This window comes from Lysinibacillus sp. FSL L8-0126 (genome assembly GCF_038630385.1).
GTDB classification, from domain to species: domain Bacteria; phylum Bacillota; class Bacilli; order Bacillales_A; family Planococcaceae; genus Lysinibacillus; species Lysinibacillus fusiformis_D.
Map to the genome: position 1 here is coordinate 445,882 of NZ_CP152028.1, position 16,422 is coordinate 462,303.

Sequence of the window (16,422 nt, forward strand, 5' to 3'; positions counted from 1 at the left end):
AAAAACATATGAATAATCTGAACTGTTTCTCCCATCAGTTATTGACTTCTCCCTTTCAGAAAAGCAATATTTAAATATAAAACTTGAATAGCATCAGAAAGGGCGTATCCACATGTCTGTAGGTAAAAAATTAAGCTTTGGTTTCTTTACAATTATTCTCACGCTAATCATTTCATTAATGATTATGTTCCTGCTATTTTCAAACATTGAAAAAAAGATTGAAAATGCATTAGAAGGACATGTCGCTCTTGTAGAGTTAGCAGATGATATTCAATTTGAAATGGCCATGCAAGGACTTTTCATTCGTGCCATTATCATTGAAGACAATCCAGCAAATAAAGAGAGTTTTACAAAATATGCAAGTATGCTAGATAAGCATGTAGAAGCAATAACGGAAAAAGCGGATTCAGCTGAAATGGAAACATATGCAAACGAGTTAGCTACATATAATGATGCTTTTAACAAGTCGGCGACAGAAGCACTGGCACTATTTGAAGCTGGTAATCTTGAAGGAGCTTTGCAAAAGGTCAATGGTGACGTACAGCAAGCCAATAGAAATATACAGGACATATCAGATAAAATTGGGAACTATCAAAAACAACAGCTTGACACGGTGACAAAAGAATCGAAACAGGCAGTATCCAACTCTCAAATTATTTCTGTCATTGCAATTATTATTGGTATTGCCCTAGGTGTTTTCCTAATATTCTACATACAACGCACTATTTCTCGTCCTTTAAAATCGGTAGTTCAAGCAGCTAACCATATTGCCAGCGGTGAATTGTTTCATGAAAATCTTACTCACTATTCAAAGGATGAAATTGGTCAGCTATCGACAGCTTTTAATGAAATGAAGGGAAATATAAAAAATTTATTAACCCATATTCAAAATAATGCAGAGCATTTAACAGCTTCCGTAGAAGAACTTTCTGCCTCAACTGAAGAAATCACTACCTCTGCAGACGAGATTACAATGCGTATAAATGAAACAGCTAATGCAGCTGTAGCCGCTACAGTTGCAGCCAACGAAAGCGCACATGCTATGGATGAAACGGCAGTAGGTGTTCAACGTATAGCGGAAGCAACTCAACAACTACATCATAATGCTGTTACAACATTTGAATTAGCGACAAATGGCAATAACACAGTAGAAGAAGCTCAACAACAAATGAATGTAATTCATGAATCAACACAAGTAATCAATACCCTTGTTCAAAAGTTGAGCAAACAATCCGAAGAGATTAGTCAAATCACAGCTGTCATTACAGCCATTACCGATCAAACGAATTTATTGGCACTTAATGCAGCGATTGAAGCGGCACGTGCTGGAGAGCATGGGAAAGGATTTGCCGTTGTTGCAGATGAGGTTCGCAAGCTAGCTGAAGAGTCCAAGCAATCAGCCAATCAAATTGTTACATTAACACAGGAAATTCAGGAAGATACACATAATGTAGAAAAAGCAGTTTTCGATGGGCTTCACTCTGTCACAGAGGGTGTAAAAACCATTGGACATGCAGGGCAAGCATTTGAATCAATCGTAAAAGCGATTAATACGATGACAGATCAAATAGAAGATATATCAGCTACTTCTGAAGAAATTTCAGCCAGTGCCGAACAAGTAGCCGCCTCTGTTGCAGAAATTGCTCATGGTGCTTCAACTAGCTCAGACAATACTCAAATCGTAGCTACAGCAAGCAAGGAGCAATCTATTACGATGCAACAAATAAATCAAGTTGCCTCTGATCTAAGTGAAAAGTCCTTAGATTTACAGAATCAAATCAATCATTTCAAACTTTAACTTAAAAAACAGTGCATTTCATATATATGAGAGCACTGTTTTTGTAATTTTCATACATATTATCCTCATGAATCCAGAAGCATATCTTTCTGAAAAGCTAATGAAGGCGGTTTCAATCAATTAAAAATCAGATTTTTAGTAATTATTTGCATAATCAATCCTTGTCAGCAAGACAAATGACATCCTTAAAAAAACATCATTGACATAGTTGGCTGTTTTGGGAGAATATGGTCAAAAATCAAGCAATACTTGCATTAATTAATGGATGAATAAAATAGGTTAGCATTGCATATATGCATGTATAGTCAGTTAGCTAGTAAATTATTTCAAAAAAATATAATTATCATCATTCACTTCTCGTTAAACCCAAAATTTCCTTAGAATGGGTACCTTTTTTCATAGATTTGCTCTATTTTTTCTTGTTCCTATCCACAATTGGTTAATCCTAGAAAATTACAAAACAAGTTTCTTATATATCATTAATAGATAAAAATAATCATGTTTCGCGATCATAAATTACAAGAAATTACCTCCAAAAGAAACTAATTCACTTAGTTTTACACAGATTTTCTACAAATCTATACAAATCCCTCAAGGTATTACATCCATGACTTTTGATTCATTTTTCAAATATCGATAATATTATCAAAAAAATAGGAATTTTCGGTATAGTAAATCATTTTTTTATTTTTGATTTATTTTTGATATTCAAAATAGATAATTATCAAAATATTATCATATAAACACTCTATTCCATTAGAGTGATAAATCAGAAAAATTTATCACTCTATTAAATGTCAGATAATACTATATAAATTTGAATCTTTTTTATTTTGTGCACAATGATTTTTTTGGTATATTAAATAGGAGCTTCACAAAAGGCTTAAAAATTGTATAAGGGGGATTCACATGAATAAAAACAAAAAGTTTTTATTATTAACAGTTCTTGCAGTATTTTCTTTAGTACTTGCTGCATGTGGCTTCGGTGGAGATTCGTCTGAAAAATCTAAAGACGATGGAAAAGATTCTGGTTCATCTGGGACAGCTTCTAAAGACTTAAACCTAGTTGTAGCTTCTGAACCACCATCTTTACATCCACAACTTGCGACGGATTCTACATCTAGCGCAGTATTAATTAACATTTTTGAAGGTTTAACACGTACAGACAAAGAAGGTAAATCAACTCCAGCAATGGCTGAGAAATGGGACGTAAGTGAAGATGGTCTTACTTACACTTTCCATTTACGTGATGCAAAATGGACAAACGGAGATCCAGTAGTTGCTGGTGACTTCGAATATGCTTGGAAATGGGCTTTAAATCCTGAAAATCTATCGGAATATGCTTCTGTATTCTACCCAATTAAAGGTGCTGAAGCTTACAATCTTGGTGAAGGTGCTGTTGATGATGTAGCAATTAAAGCTGAAGATGATAAAACTTTAGTAGTTACATTAGCAAATCCGACTGCTTACTTCTTAGAATTAACTGCTTTCAAAACGTACGCACCTGTTAACCAAAAAGTAGTTGAAGGTAATGATGAATGGTACACTGATGCTGGTGAAAACTATGTAACAAACGGACCTTTCGTTTTAGATACTTGGAAACACAGTGACTCAATAGTTCTTAAGAAAAATACTGATTACTGGGATGCTGCAAATGTAGACCTTGAAACAGTTAATATAGGCATGGTTGAGAATGAAGCTACGGCAGTAACAATGTTTAAAAATGGAGAAATTGACTACTTAGGTTCTCCATACCAAACAGTAGCACTTGATGCAATTGATGGTTTCAAAACTGATGGCTCATTACAAATTGAGGATTATGCAGCTATTTATTGGTACAAATTTAATACAAAAGATAAAATTACTGGAAACGCTAACATTCGTAAAGCTTTAACATTAGCAATTGATCGCCAAAGCTTAATCGATAACGTTACTAAAGGTGAACAAAAGCCTGCTCTAGGTATGGTTCCATCTGCAATTTCTGGTTTTGAAGAAGACCGTGGTTATTATAAAGACAATGATATTGAAGGAGCAAAAGCTGCACTTGAAGCTGGAATGAAAGAGCTTGGTATTTCTGATCCAAAAGAAATCAGTATCAACCTTTCATTTAATACAAGTGAAGGACATGCTGCTATCGCTCAATTTATCCAAGAAGGTTGGAGCAAAAACCTTGGAATTTCAGTAAACCTTGATAACTCTGAATGGCAAGTATATTTAGAAAAACTTAACCAATTAGACTATCAAGTTGGTCGTATGGGATGGATTGCTGACTACAACGATGCTTATACATTCTTAGAAATGTACGATACTGCTGCCAACGGTAATAACGATACTGGTTGGGAAAACTCTCAATATAAAGATTTATTAAAACAATCTATTTCAGAAATAGACACTGCAAAGCGTTCTGAAATCTTAAAACAAGCTGAAGCAATTGCTATGACTGAATTCCCAGTTGGACCAATTTATTACTACACTAACTTATATGTTAAAGATGATAAAGTACAAAATATGTCTCCAGATAGAATCGGTATCATTCAACTTAAAGATGTTAAAATTACTGAATAATTCTATTGTTTAATTAAGCTCTATAAAAAGAGAGCTGCCTCGTAGTCTCTTAGGCTCGAGTCAGCTCTTTTTAAAATACGAAGGCATATATTTGTCTGACAATTGACAAATAGAAGGAGGAGTTTTATGTGATTAAATATATTTTGAAAAGGCTGATGTATATACTTCTCGCGCTTTTCGTCATCGTAACGGTTACGTTTTTCTTAATGCGTCTCGCTCCTGGTAGTCCATTTGCGAGTGAACGTAATTTTCCACCTCAAATCGAGGAGAAGTTAAACGAAACGTATGGATTAAATAACCCTTGGTATATTCAATATAAAGATTATTTAATCGATACGGCCTCTTTCAATTTCGGTGAGTCAATGAAGTATAAAGCGCGTTCTACAAATGATATGATTTCTGAAAGTTTCCCTGTGTCTTTAACATTAGGGATTGAAGCTATGCTATTAGCAGTTGGATTTGGAGTTTTAATTGGCGTAGTTTCCGCGCTATACCATAATAAGTTCCCGGATTATTTGGCAACGTCCTTTGCGGTGCTAGGTATTTCAGTACCTTCATTTATTTTAGCGGGTTTAATGCAGTATTTCTTATCCTTTAAATTAGGGTTGTTCCCAGTTAGTGGCTGGAAAGGATTCGGTTACAGCATTTTACCTGCCCTTGCGATTGCATTTTCACATATGGGCTTTATCGCAAAATTAACACGTTCAAGTATGCTTGAGCAAAACAATAGTGATTATGTAAAAATGGCTCGTGCCAAAGGAATTGGAAAATGGACAGTTGTTTTCCGCCATACATTACGAAATGCTCTTTTACCAGTTGTAACATACCTAGGCCCATTAACAGCTGGTGTGGTAACAGGTAGTTTCATTGTTGAACAAATTTTCGCTATTCCTGGACTTGGAAAACACTTTGTACAAAGTATTACAAACCGTGACTATACAGTCATTATGGGTACGACTGTGTTCTATTCCATCATCCTTTTATTTGCGGTATTAATCGTTGATATACTATATAGTGTGATTGATCCGCGTATTAAACTGAAAGGAGCGAAAAAATAATGACACAGCAGCAAATTGAAAAAGATAAGTTCAAAATTGTTGGTGGCAATCATGAAGCAACGGAAAAATTAGCTGATAAATCAGTTTCCTTTTGGAAAGAAGTATTTCTCCGTTTCTCTCATAACAAAATGGCCATCATTGGGATAATTATTTTAATCATTGTTATTTTAATGGCTATTTTCGTACCAATGCTTTCTCAGTATAAATCAAGTGATCAACTAGGTGTTTACAATGCACCTCCATCTGCACAATTTTGGTTTGGAACAGATGATCTAGGTCGTGATATTTTCGTTCGTATTTGGGAAGGAGCTCGTATTTCCCTATTTATCGGAATTGCAGCGGCGATTATTGACTTAATTATCGGTGTTATCTGGGGAAGTATTTCAGGTTTAGCAGGCGGTCGTGTTGATAATATTATGATGCGTATTGCTGACGTTTTAACAGCTGTACCTTACCTTTTAGTAGTAATCGTACTTTTAGTTGTTATGCAACCAGGTCTATTCCCAATGATTATTGCCCTGTCTATCACTGGATGGATTAACATGGCACGTATTGTACGTGGTGAAGTATTATCTATTAAAAACCAAGAATATGTTCTTGCAGCTCGTACATTAGGTGCTAGTACAGGCCATTTAATCATTAAACACTTAGTTCCGAATGCTCTTGGTGCTATTTTAGTTACGATGACTTTAACAATTCCATCTGCTATTTTCACTGAATCATTCCTAAGTTATCTTGGTCTTGGAGTTCCTGCTCCAACAGCTTCTTGGGGTACAATGGCCTCTGACGGAAATAAAGCCATTGCCAATGCTCCATGGCGCTTGATTTTCCCAGCGGTATTTATCTCACTAACAATCTTTGCGTTTAACGCAGTTGGTGACGGCTTACGTGATGCACTAGATCCAAAACTACGTAAATAAGGAGGTGGCCGAAATGAGTAAAACAATTCTAGAAGTAAAAGATTTAAAAATTAACTTTAAAACTTATGCAGGGCTTGTCCGTGCTGTACGTGGTGTTAACTTTGATTTAAAAGAGGGTGAAACACTCGCTATAGTAGGAGAATCTGGTTCTGGTAAAAGTGTTACGAGTAATGCGTTAATGAAACTAATTCCACAGCCACCCGGTATTTATGAGTCAGGACAAATTTTATTTAATGGTCGTGATTTAGTTCCGTTAACGGATAAAGAAATGTCAAAAGTACGCGGAAATGAAATTGCTATGATTTTCCAAGATCCAATGACAAGTTTGAATCCAACTATGAAGGTCGGACGTCAAATAACTGAGGTAATTTTGCAACATAAAAAAGTTTCCAAAGCTGATGCGAAAAAACGTGCAATTGAACTTTTAACACAGGTAGGTATCCCCTTCCCTGAAAAACGCTATAACCAATATCCACATGAATTTTCAGGTGGTATGCGTCAACGTGTTGTTATTGCCATCGCCCTTGCGGCTGATCCGAAGCTATTGATTGCCGATGAGCCAACAACAGCCCTAGACGTAACAATTCAAGCACAGATTTTAGAGCTAATGAAAGAAATCCAGAAAAACTCAAAAACATCTATCATTTTCATTACACACGATTTAGGTGTTGTGGCAAACATTGCAGATCGTGTAGCCGTAATGTACGCTGGACAAATCGTGGAGTATGGTACTGTTAATGATATTTTCTATAATCCGAAACACCCATACACATGGGGTCTACTAGGTTCTATGCCTGATCTAGATAATGATACGGATGAGTTATTGCGCACGATTCCTGGTTCACCACCAGATCTTACGAACCCACCTAAAGGGGATGCATTTGCAGCACGTAACGAGTTCGCAATGGCCATTGATTATGAACAAGAACCACCAATGTTCCAAGTGAGTGAAACGCATTTTGCAAAAACGTGGTTATTGCATCCTGATGCACCAAAGATTCCTCTTCCTGAAGCAGTTGCTAAACGTATTGAAGGGTATTTAGCAAAGGAGGCACAAGAAAATGACTAAAGCTGGTGCGAAAAAAATTCTTGAAATCAAAAATTTAAAGCAGTATTTTGGTTCACCAAGTAATCCGATCAAAGCTGTAGATGGTATTAGCTTCGATGTTTATGAAGGCGAAACACTTGGTCTTGTGGGTGAATCAGGTTGTGGTAAATCAACAACTGGTCGTTCAATCATTCGATTATATGATATTACAGGTGGCGAGATTGTTTTCGATGGTGAGAATGTCCAAGGAAAAAAATCTAAAACTGAGTTAAAGAAATTTAACCGTCAAATGCAAATGATTTTCCAGGATCCTTATGCTTCTTTAAATCCTCGTATGACAGCTGGTGAAATCATTGGTGAAGCCTTTGATATCCATGGCCTTTACAAGGATAAAAAGGTACGTCGTGCGAAAATCCAAGAGTTACTTGAAGCTGTTGGTTTAAACAAAGAGCACGCGAATCGTTATGCACATGAATTTTCTGGTGGTCAACGTCAACGTATTGGGATCGCTCGTGCATTAAGCCTAGATCCTAAATTCATCATTGCGGATGAGCCAATTTCTGCGCTTGACGTATCAATCCAAGCACAAGTTGTTAACTTATTAAAAGAGTTACAAAAAGAACGTGGCTTAACATATCTTTTCATTGCCCATGACCTTTCCATGGTCAAATACATCAGTGATCGAATTGCTGTAATGTACCGTGGAAAAATCATGGAAATCGGTAAAGCAGATGATATTTACAATCATCCTGTTCATCCGTATACAAAGTCTTTATTATCAGCTATCCCACTTCCTGATCCGATGTCAGAGAAGCGCCGTCAACGTATTCAGTACAAGCATACAGAGGTTGACCAAAGTGCAGCCTATCATGAAGTAGGCGACCAACATTATGTTTATGGTACTGCTGATTTAGTAAAAACTTGGGTTGCTAATCGATAAAAACTAATTACATCCATCCATTGGAGGTTTCCAGTGGATGGATTTTTTGCTCTCCGCTTTTCTCCTAGGTGTAGATGTCTTTACCCCTTTTACCTTATTTTAAGCAAAGTGCGTTTATACTTTTTGAAAAAAACAGTCTTTCTTCTATCAAGAAAGACTGCTTCTTCGATACCAATTATTTTATTGGAGCATCTGCTGTTAATTCAATATCTTGCAGTTCTGTAGAATTTCCATATTCCACATTGTAATTTTTCACGCGCTTATTAACAGGAATAACTTCTGTACGGAAGAAAGTCGGTACTACCATTGCTTTTTCACTCATATATTCTTGCCATGCTCTGAATGCTTTTGTACGTGTATCTTGATCCATAGCTTCTTCTGAGTCAATAGCGTCTAATAATTTTGTTAATTCAGGAGATACATAACGGCTAAAGTTAAATTCAGCACCTTCACCATATAAACCTTTAGGAGATGGATTTGTTCCAGTTCCCCATGCAGCTTGGTACATATCGATTTCTGGATCATCTGCTTGAACTTTATCATAGAAAGCATTGAATTCGATAAGACGACCAGTAGTTAATTGTACATCTAACCCTACTTCTTTCCAGTTTTGACGGAAATATTCAACAATTGCTTCATCTGTTTCTGAACCAGCCATTGAAGCTAAGCGAATAGAGAATTTTTTACCATCTTTATCTTCACGAATACCATCACCATCAACATCTTTAAAACCTGCTTTATCTAATAATTCTTTTGCTTTTTCTGGGTCATAATTATAGCCTTCTAATGTTGAATCATAATATGATGCAAATACTGGTGGAATTAAAGAATTTCCGCGCTCACGTAATCCTTGATAGAATTTTTCTGCAACACCTTCAACATCCATTGCATAAGCAACAGCTTGACGCAATTCAACACTATTCATTTTTGACTTTTCATCAAATACGTTTACTTTATTAGTTGTATCATATTTTCCTAATTTAAAGCCGATATAAGAATATGATAATTCTGGTCGACCTAATAATGCTAAGTTTTGTAGATCCTTAATGCTATCGTACTGATTAGTTGGATATGATGTTGCAAGATCATATTTTCCAGTACGTAATGCTTCGCCAATTGAAGTTGGTGGTACAACCTCAAGTACAACTTTATCAACTTTCGGTTTACCTTTAAAATAATGTTCGTTTGCTACAAACTGTACAGACTCACCATTTACGACTTTATCAATTTTAAATGCACCAAGTGTAACTGGATTTTTACGTACTGCATCTGAAGCAAGTAAATCTTTCACTGGAATAGATTCTAATTGATGTTTAGGCTCTGCATACGCCCATAAACCATCGCCAATGGAGTAAATAGCTGGTGATACTTTTTTAAGCTGAATTTTAATGCTTTTTTCATCGACTTTTGTAATACCAGAAATTGTATCTGCTTGCCCATTATGGTATTCTTCTGCGCCAACAATATTTTTGAAATCATCATCATAGCGAACACCTGTATAATCTGGATGACCAATTAGCTCATATGGGAAAATTAAATCATCAGCTGTTAAAGGTGTGCCATCTGACCATTTGTAATCACCTTGAATTGTGACAGTTGCTGTTTTTGCATCAACATCAACATCTAATTTTGCAATACCTTTGTCTGTAACAATAAAGTTGCCATCTTGTTCAAAAAGTACATTTGAAGCAAATGCTAAAATTTCTGAATCATAAGCATCTTCGTATAGCTCCCAGTTGAAAATCCCTTGGAATGGAGAGCTTGTTACAAGTCCTACGCGTAAAGTACCACCTTGGATTGCGTCTCCTTCATTTGTTACCTCCATTGGAAGTAACGAATCATTTGTTGCCTCAGATTCACCGGATTTTTCTGTTTCACCTGACTTTTCTGTATTATCTGTTTCTGAGCCTTTTTCAGACCCACTGCCTCCACCACCATTGCAGGCTGCTAAAATTAGCATGAATGCAAAAAGTACGGATAGGAATAACCAATTCTTCTTCATGTGTAAATCCTCCCCTTTTATCCTAATCGTTGTTTTGCGTCAGCCGCACGTCTTAGCGCTTGACCAACATAATTTATACCAAGCATCAAAACTAAAATTAATAATGATGCGGGCAACCAAATCCACCATTTTGTAGATAATACTATCGGGTTTGTTGCATAGCTTACTAATGTCCCTAAGCTAGGTGTAGAAGGAGGTAAACCAAAGCCTAAAAATGATAGACCTGTTTCAATACCCACATTCCCTGCAAAGTTTAACGTTAACTCTACTATTAGCAACGAACTTAAATTTGGTAGTATCCCTTTAAACATAATGGCAAAATCACTAGTCCCCATTGTTTTGGAGGCACTTACATAATCTCGTCGTCCTTCAGATAAAGCTTTACTTCGAACAAGACGTGCAGTACCTATCCATTGAAAGGCACTTAAAATCAAAATTAACTCTAAAACACCATATTTAGGAATAATTGTAACTAATACAATGATAATCATTAATGTCGGTAATGTCATAAGAAAATCAATGATACGCATAAATAAATTATCAATAAAGCCACCATAGTAGCCCATTATTATACCTAGTGCGATCCCTAAAGCATTTGCAATAAGAGTGATAGCAATTGCAATTAAAATAGAATTTTTCGCACCGATAATAAGCTGTCCATACATATCACGTCCAGCTTCATCAGCCCCAAGGATATATCCATTAACGCCAGGTTCTGTAAAACGCTCTAATAATTTAATTCGTAATATTTCATCTTGGTTCATAAAAAAGGACATAATTAATATCGCAATTATAAGTAATGTTATTCCTATAAATGAAAATAATGCTAACTTATCTTTTCTAAATTCACGTATAACCACTTGAATTCCTGTTGGTGGAGTACTTTCAACTTTCACTACATCATTTTTTTGATCCATTTTATTCACCTCTCCTTATGCGTTCAATTTAGCTGTTAGTCTATGCGGATACGTGGATCAACAATGCTCATAATGATATCTGACAATAGACTACCTAATAACGCTAAGAAGCCATAAAGCATAACAAGAGCTGTAATAACACTATAATCACGACTTGTTACGGAATGGATGAATAATTGCCCCATGCCCGGGAAGCCAAAAATTGTCTCTATGAATATCGAGCCGCCTAATAAACCTGTAATTGTAAAGCCAAGGAAGGCTGCAATTGGTAATAAGGAGTTACGGAAAATATGTCTTCTATAGATTTTTTTCATCGGTACACCTTTACTACGTGCTGTTTTAACATAATCCTGTGTCTTGGCATCGATAATTTCTGAACGTAAGTATTGAATAATCGTCGTTGTAGCTAAAATTGCATACGTCATTGCAGGTAATATTAAATGATACAAGCGATTCCAATAATACTCGAGTGTTCCAGGCTCTACACCTACATCGACTGTTCCGCTCGTTGGGAACCACATTAAACGGTATCCAAAGATATATAAGAAGATTAAACCCAATACAAAGGTCGGTATTGCATAGCTTATAAAGCTATACAGAGTAATCGACTTATCGTACAAAGTATCCTGTTTACGTCCAGCTATCATTCCTAATGGAATAGCTATTAAATAAACGAGAATGGTACTAAGTAGAGCGAGCCAGAATGTGTTTAATGCACGCTCGCCAATCAATGTGGACACTGCAAGTTTATATGTATAGCTTTGTCCAAAATCACCCTGAAAGGCATTGATTACCCAATGGTAATATTGTACATACCAAGGGTCATAGTAACCCGCTTGAATTCTTAGTTCCTCAATTCTTGCAGGATCCGTCTCTGGAGTAATTAACCCCGTAAAAGGATCACCTGGCATTTGTTTTGCTAGGATAAAAATGATTAAGCTTAATACAAACATTTGAGGAATCATTAAAATTACTCTTCTAACAATTGTTTTCCACATTTCACATTCCTCCCGACATTGCAACCATATGTGTGTTTGAAATGGATTTCAGTGGATAGACTTTTCCATGCTCATCATAATATTTATGTTGCTCTTGTTGATAATTCTCTTCTACTTTTTGTCGAATCAATTTGCGCTCATCCCTAGTCTCTGGTTCGATATTCGGAATGGCTGATAAAAGCCGATTCGTGTAAATATGCTGTGGATTCTTATAAATATCATGTCTTGTACCAGTTTCCACAAAGCGGCCTTTATACATAATAGAAATATGATCACACATATGTTTAACAACACCTAAATCGTGGGAAATGAATAAGTAAGTAAGACCGTATTCATTTTGGATATCTTTCATAAAATTTAAGACCTGTGCCTGTACAGATAGATCTAGCGCAGAAACAGGCTCATCCGCAATGATCATTTTAGGGTTACATGCAACCGCTCGCGCAATGCCAAGACGCTGCTTTTGTCCTCCCGAAAATTCATGTGGATATTTGAGTAAGACATCCTCTGACATCCCAACAATAGCTAGTAGCTCTTTAATACGTTTGCGTTCCTCTTGATCACTAAGCTTCATGAAATTTCGAATGGGTTCTGCAAGAATATCAAGAACACGTTTCCTAGGATTCATACTTGAATGAGAGTCTTGGAAAATCATTTGAATATCTTTGTTATAGGCTGAATCACGCTGTCTTCGTTGATTTGTGACATTTTCGCCCTCATAAAAAATTTGACCAGAGGTGATTTTTTCTAAGCCAATGATCGCTTTTCCAGTAGTCGATTTACCGGATCCTGATTCACCTACTAATCCATAGGTTTTCCCTTTTTCAAACTCCATCGTCACGCCGTCCACCGCATATACTCGATCGACAATAGTATTAAAAAATCCACCACGTATTGGATAGTGAACATTTAAATCCTTAATCTGCATAAAGCTCATATAGCCCCGCCCCCTTCTTCACCTTCAAAATGAAAGTGTTTCCAGCAGGTACATCTCACAAAATGTCCTGGTGCAATTTCATGTAATTGAGGTTTTGTTTCGTGTGAAGATGCATCAATCCACGGAATTCTTCCTGAAAAACGACAACCTTCTCGAGGTAAATTTATTAGAGATGGTACCATCCCTTGAATGACCTCGAGTCTTTCATTTTCGCTATGTGTTTGTGGAATTGAATTTAGTAGCGAGCGAGTGTATGGATGTCTTGGATTATTGAATAATTCCCGAACTGGAGCCTCTTCCACTACTTCCCCTGCATACATAACTACAACTCGATCAGCCATCTCCGCTACAACACCCAAATCATGCGTAATGAGAATAATACCTGTCTCCGTTTCAGTCTGTAATGTTTTTAATAGGTCCAAAATTTGGGCCTGAATTGTCACATCTAAAGCAGTTGTCGGTTCATCAGCAATTAATATAGCAGGCTTACATGATAAGGCAATTGCAATCATAACACGCTGACGCATACCACCAGATAACTGGTGCGGAAATTGTCTAGCGACACGTTTTGGATTCGCAATCCCAACTTGATTTAGTAGTTCTAATACTCTTTCACTTCGCTGTTGTTTTGAAAGCTTAGTATGATAAATTAACCCTTCTTCTATTTGTTCGTTAATTCTCATTAAAGGGTTAAGTGCTGAAAGTGGGTCCTGAAAGATAAATCCTATGTCATTACCACGTAAGTTATTAAATTGTTGGTCATTCAATTGAGCTAAATTTTGATTATTATAAAAAATATCACCAGAAACCTTTGTATTTACTTCATTGTGCAAGCCTACAATAGTAGTCGCTAATGTACTTTTACCACAACCAGATTCTCCAACTATTGCTAATACCTCATTTTTTTTAAGGGAAAGTGAGACATCATCTACAGCAGCGTGGTATGTATCTTTAATGCGAAAACTTGTAGACAAATTTGTAATTGTTAATAAGTCTTTTGCTGTATTCAAACAATCTCTCCTCTATTATTCAATATTCTGAAAATACAAATGATACTTTATATCAGAATCATATTTAATTTTTCTCTCTTCCCCTCTCTTTTTCATTATAGCTAGTATAATTTTAATAATTTTTTCGCTTTAAACGCGTAAGCCGCTGATAGAATTATCTGAAAATTAAACCGTGCTATTATTTTAGCTAGAAAACATGTATAAACGCAAGTACCTTTTTCAAATTATTACAAACCAAAATATAAATTTCCACCATACCTCTTCCTTAAAAAAATAGTAATTTCAGTATTTAAAGTTAAGAATTATTTTACTTTTTCTTTACAAAGTTACAATTCTCACAAATTAATATTATATAAATATAATTAATGATATTTCACATTATATTTATTCGCGCAAATAAAATGCTTAAAAATTCAATTAATTCAGTATTTTAAAGCGAAAAGTAAAAAAAATACTTTTTATGAAAAAGTTATATTTCACACATTTTTGTTTTCAATAAATAATTTTGGACGTTGAAGTGCTAATATTTCAAATTACTTTAAAAAAATAATTTATAGCTATTAGTTTATAGCTATCTACCATACTTCTTAATTATCTCTGATTGCCGATTTTTTCTCCAATTTTCGATATAGAAATACTATTTAGAATATTTTTAAAGGAAATTACATGTTTTTATGTTAAAATTTCCAATGACAAAGTTTTATTAAATTATTAACATAAGGAAAGGTTGTCTGTGATGGCAAAAATTAATGATGAATGGTTTACAGTAGAAGAAATCAATAATGAAACATATGCTATAAGTGAATATGGTCATTGGGAAAAAGTACATTCCTTTTTATTGCTTGGAGAAAAACGGGCTGTTCTCATTGATACAGGTCTTGGCATTGATAATATTCAAAGGATTAGTAAACAATTAACCTCTTTGCCCATTTCTGTGATGACAACACATGTCCACTGGGATCATATTGGTAGCCATGGAGCATTTGATGATATTTATGTTCATAAGGATGAAGTTGATTGGTTAATCAATGGTATCCCTAAATTATCTATCGAACAGATTAGAAAGGATATTGGACGTAATATTACATTACCTACACCTAAAACGTTTAATCCATCGAATTACAAGCCTTTTCAGGGACAGCCTTCTGGATTTTTAGAAGATGGGGATGTTATAGATATGGGGAACCGAAAATTATCAATTCTCCACACACCCGGGCATTCGCCTGGCCATATTGCTATTTTGGATCATAAATATGGTTATTTGTTTACAGGGGACTTACTCTATGATCAAGCACCTATTTATGCATTTTTTCCAACTACTTCCCCCGAAGATTTAGTTCAATCTTTAGAAAAAATAGCTAACTTACCTTCGCTTACGAAAATTTTTGGTTCACATCACACATTAGGTCTTGATCCTTCTATTTTATTGGAGGTGAAACGGGCAATTATGACACTTCGTGAGAATAATCTAGTACGTTTTGGGACAGGTATTCATCGTTTTAATGGTTTTAGTATTCAATTTTAAATACCCTCATCCTATTTAAATAGAAAGAAAAAAGCTGTTCTACAGGTCAAATAACCTATAGAACAGCTTTTCATTATAACTCTCCAGCCTTTAATTTCGCATGCCACTCTTTTAAAAATGGAATATCTTCTTCTTTAATAGCACCTGATTCGTTTGCTGCTTCAATTAAATAATCGAAGTTTGTTAACGATACATACTGAATGCCAGCCTCATCAAATGCTTGCTCAGCGCGTGGAAGATTATAGGTGTAGACACAAACTACGCCTAATACTTCACAGCCAGCTGCACGCAATGCTTCTACTGCTGTAATCGAAGAACCGCCTGTGGAAACGATATCCTCCACAACAACTACTTTTTGACCTGCTGCGTATTTTCCTTCGATTTGATTACCACGACCATGTTCTTTTGCTTTTGACCGTACATAAACCATCGGTAATTCTAAAATATCACTTACCCATGCTGCGTGTGGGATACCCGCTGTAGCTGTTCCTGCTACGATTTCTGTTGCACCAAAATTCTCTTTGATAACAGCTGCTAAGCCATTTGCTAATTGTTTACGAATAACTGGGTCTGAGATTGTTAAACGAGTATCACAGTAAATAGGAGATTTAATACCAGACGCCCATGTAAATAATTCAGTTGGATTTAATTCTACAGCACCCACTTTTAACATAGCGTGTGCAATTTCATTTTGTAATGTCATC

The 16,422-nt window shown here is 35.6% G+C and carries 13 protein-coding genes; 7 read left to right on the top strand and 6 right to left on the bottom strand.

Going from position 1 to position 16,422, the window contains the following annotated elements; all coding sequences use genetic code 11:
- Window positions 1-112 precede the first annotated feature (112 nt).
- The 6 genes from MHI34_RS02200 (at window position 113) to MHI34_RS02225 (ending at window position 8,329) form a co-directional block, all read left to right on the top strand.
- On the top strand, window positions 113-1,798 hold the full coding sequence (locus MHI34_RS02200; RefSeq protein ID WP_089931978.1) for a methyl-accepting chemotaxis protein: 1,686 nt from the start codon (window positions 113-115) through the stop codon (window positions 1,796-1,798).
- 909 nt (window positions 1,799-2,707) lie between these two features.
- On the top strand, window positions 2,708-4,363 hold the full coding sequence (locus tag MHI34_RS02205) for a peptide ABC transporter substrate-binding protein (protein WP_036125017.1): 1,656 nt from the start codon (window positions 2,708-2,710) through the stop codon (window positions 4,361-4,363).
- Window positions 4,364-4,491: 128 nt separating this feature from the next.
- Window positions 4,492-5,421, top strand: a complete 930-nt coding sequence (locus tag MHI34_RS02210; protein ID WP_036125020.1) for an ABC transporter permease — start codon at window positions 4,492-4,494, stop codon at window positions 5,419-5,421.
- Entirely contained in the window at window positions 5,421-6,341 is a 921-nt protein-coding gene (locus MHI34_RS02215; protein ID WP_036125023.1) for an ABC transporter permease, read from the top strand. The genes MHI34_RS02210 and MHI34_RS02215 overlap by 1 nt, the downstream gene beginning before the upstream one ends.
- A gap of 13 nt (window positions 6,342-6,354) precedes the next feature.
- Window positions 6,355-7,410: an ABC transporter ATP-binding protein gene (locus tag MHI34_RS02220; RefSeq protein WP_058843482.1), complete on the top strand. Its 1,056-nt coding sequence runs from the start codon at window positions 6,355-6,357 to the stop codon at window positions 7,408-7,410.
- Window positions 7,403-8,329 (top strand): ATP-binding cassette domain-containing protein, encoded by a 927-nt coding sequence (locus MHI34_RS02225; protein WP_036125026.1) that lies wholly within the window; start codon window positions 7,403-7,405, stop codon window positions 8,327-8,329. The genes MHI34_RS02220 and MHI34_RS02225 overlap by 8 nt, the downstream gene beginning before the upstream one ends.
- A 175-nt stretch (window positions 8,330-8,504) precedes the next feature.
- Here MHI34_RS02225 and MHI34_RS02230 read toward each other — a convergent pair whose 3' ends face one another.
- The 5 genes from MHI34_RS02230 to MHI34_RS02250 are packed head-to-tail and all read right to left on the bottom strand — an operon-like array spanning window position 8,505 to window position 14,193.
- A complete protein-coding gene (locus MHI34_RS02230) occupies window positions 8,505-10,331 on the bottom strand; it encodes an oligopeptide ABC transporter substrate-binding protein (protein WP_089931974.1) in 1,827 nt (608 codons plus the stop codon).
- A gap of 17 nt (window positions 10,332-10,348) precedes the next feature.
- Window positions 10,349-11,248, bottom strand: a complete 900-nt coding sequence (locus MHI34_RS02235) for an ABC transporter permease (RefSeq protein WP_036125031.1) — start codon at window positions 11,246-11,248, stop codon at window positions 10,349-10,351.
- Between the two features lie 35 nt (window positions 11,249-11,283).
- Complete coding sequence (gene opp4B, locus MHI34_RS02240) at window positions 11,284-12,246, bottom strand: oligopeptide ABC transporter permease (protein WP_089931972.1); 963 nt, start codon at window positions 12,244-12,246, stop codon at window positions 11,284-11,286.
- 1 nt (window position 12,247) lies between these two features.
- The gene (locus tag MHI34_RS02245) at window positions 12,248-13,183 is read right to left on the bottom strand and encodes an ATP-binding cassette domain-containing protein (RefSeq protein ID WP_089931969.1); all 936 of its coding nucleotides are present in this window, start codon (window positions 13,181-13,183) and stop codon (window positions 12,248-12,250) included.
- Window positions 13,180-14,193 (bottom strand): ABC transporter ATP-binding protein, encoded by a 1,014-nt coding sequence (locus tag MHI34_RS02250; RefSeq protein WP_089931966.1) that lies wholly within the window; start codon window positions 14,191-14,193, stop codon window positions 13,180-13,182. The genes MHI34_RS02245 and MHI34_RS02250 overlap by 4 nt, the downstream gene beginning before the upstream one ends.
- 736 nt (window positions 14,194-14,929) lie before the next feature.
- On the opposite strand from MHI34_RS02250, the gene MHI34_RS02255 reads away from it, so the two are divergent.
- Window positions 14,930-15,718, top strand: a complete 789-nt coding sequence (locus MHI34_RS02255; RefSeq protein WP_036125068.1) for an MBL fold metallo-hydrolase — start codon at window positions 14,930-14,932, stop codon at window positions 15,716-15,718.
- A 73-nt stretch (window positions 15,719-15,791) separates the two neighbouring features.
- Here MHI34_RS02255 and pyrE read toward each other — a convergent pair whose 3' ends face one another.
- A complete protein-coding gene (gene pyrE, locus MHI34_RS02260) occupies window positions 15,792-16,421 on the bottom strand; it encodes an orotate phosphoribosyltransferase (RefSeq protein ID WP_036125070.1) in 630 nt (209 codons plus the stop codon).
- Between the last annotated feature and the right edge of the window lies 1 nt (window position 16,422).

What these genes read in the sequence shown, in the direction of transcription:
- MHI34_RS02245 (WP_089931969.1), bottom strand. Translation starts at nt 13,183, where the DNA reads ATGAGCTTTATGCAGATTAAGGATTTAAATGTTCACTATCCAATACGT.
- MHI34_RS02230 (WP_089931974.1), bottom strand. Translation starts at nt 10,331, where the DNA reads ATGAAGAAGAATTGGTTATTCCTATCCGTACTTTTTGCATTCATGCTA.
- MHI34_RS02205 (WP_036125017.1), top strand. Translation starts at nt 2,708, where the DNA reads ATGAATAAAAACAAAAAGTTTTTATTATTAACAGTTCTTGCAGTATTT.
- MHI34_RS02225 (WP_036125026.1), top strand. Translation starts at nt 7,403, where the DNA reads ATGACTAAAGCTGGTGCGAAAAAAATTCTTGAAATCAAAAATTTAAAG.
- MHI34_RS02215 (WP_036125023.1), top strand. Translation starts at nt 5,421, where the DNA reads ATGACACAGCAGCAAATTGAAAAAGATAAGTTCAAAATTGTTGGTGGC.
- MHI34_RS02220 (WP_058843482.1), top strand. Translation starts at nt 6,355, where the DNA reads ATGAGTAAAACAATTCTAGAAGTAAAAGATTTAAAAATTAACTTTAAA.
- MHI34_RS02200 (WP_089931978.1), top strand. Translation starts at nt 113, where the DNA reads ATGTCTGTAGGTAAAAAATTAAGCTTTGGTTTCTTTACAATTATTCTC.
- MHI34_RS02235 (WP_036125031.1), bottom strand. Translation starts at nt 11,248, where the DNA reads ATGGATCAAAAAAATGATGTAGTGAAAGTTGAAAGTACTCCACCAACA.
- pyrE (WP_036125070.1), bottom strand. Translation starts at nt 16,421, where the DNA reads ATGACATTACAAAATGAAATTGCACACGCTATGTTAAAAGTGGGTGCT.
- opp4B (WP_089931972.1), bottom strand. Translation starts at nt 12,246, where the DNA reads ATGTGGAAAACAATTGTTAGAAGAGTAATTTTAATGATTCCTCAAATG.
- MHI34_RS02255 (WP_036125068.1), top strand. Translation starts at nt 14,930, where the DNA reads ATGGCAAAAATTAATGATGAATGGTTTACAGTAGAAGAAATCAATAAT.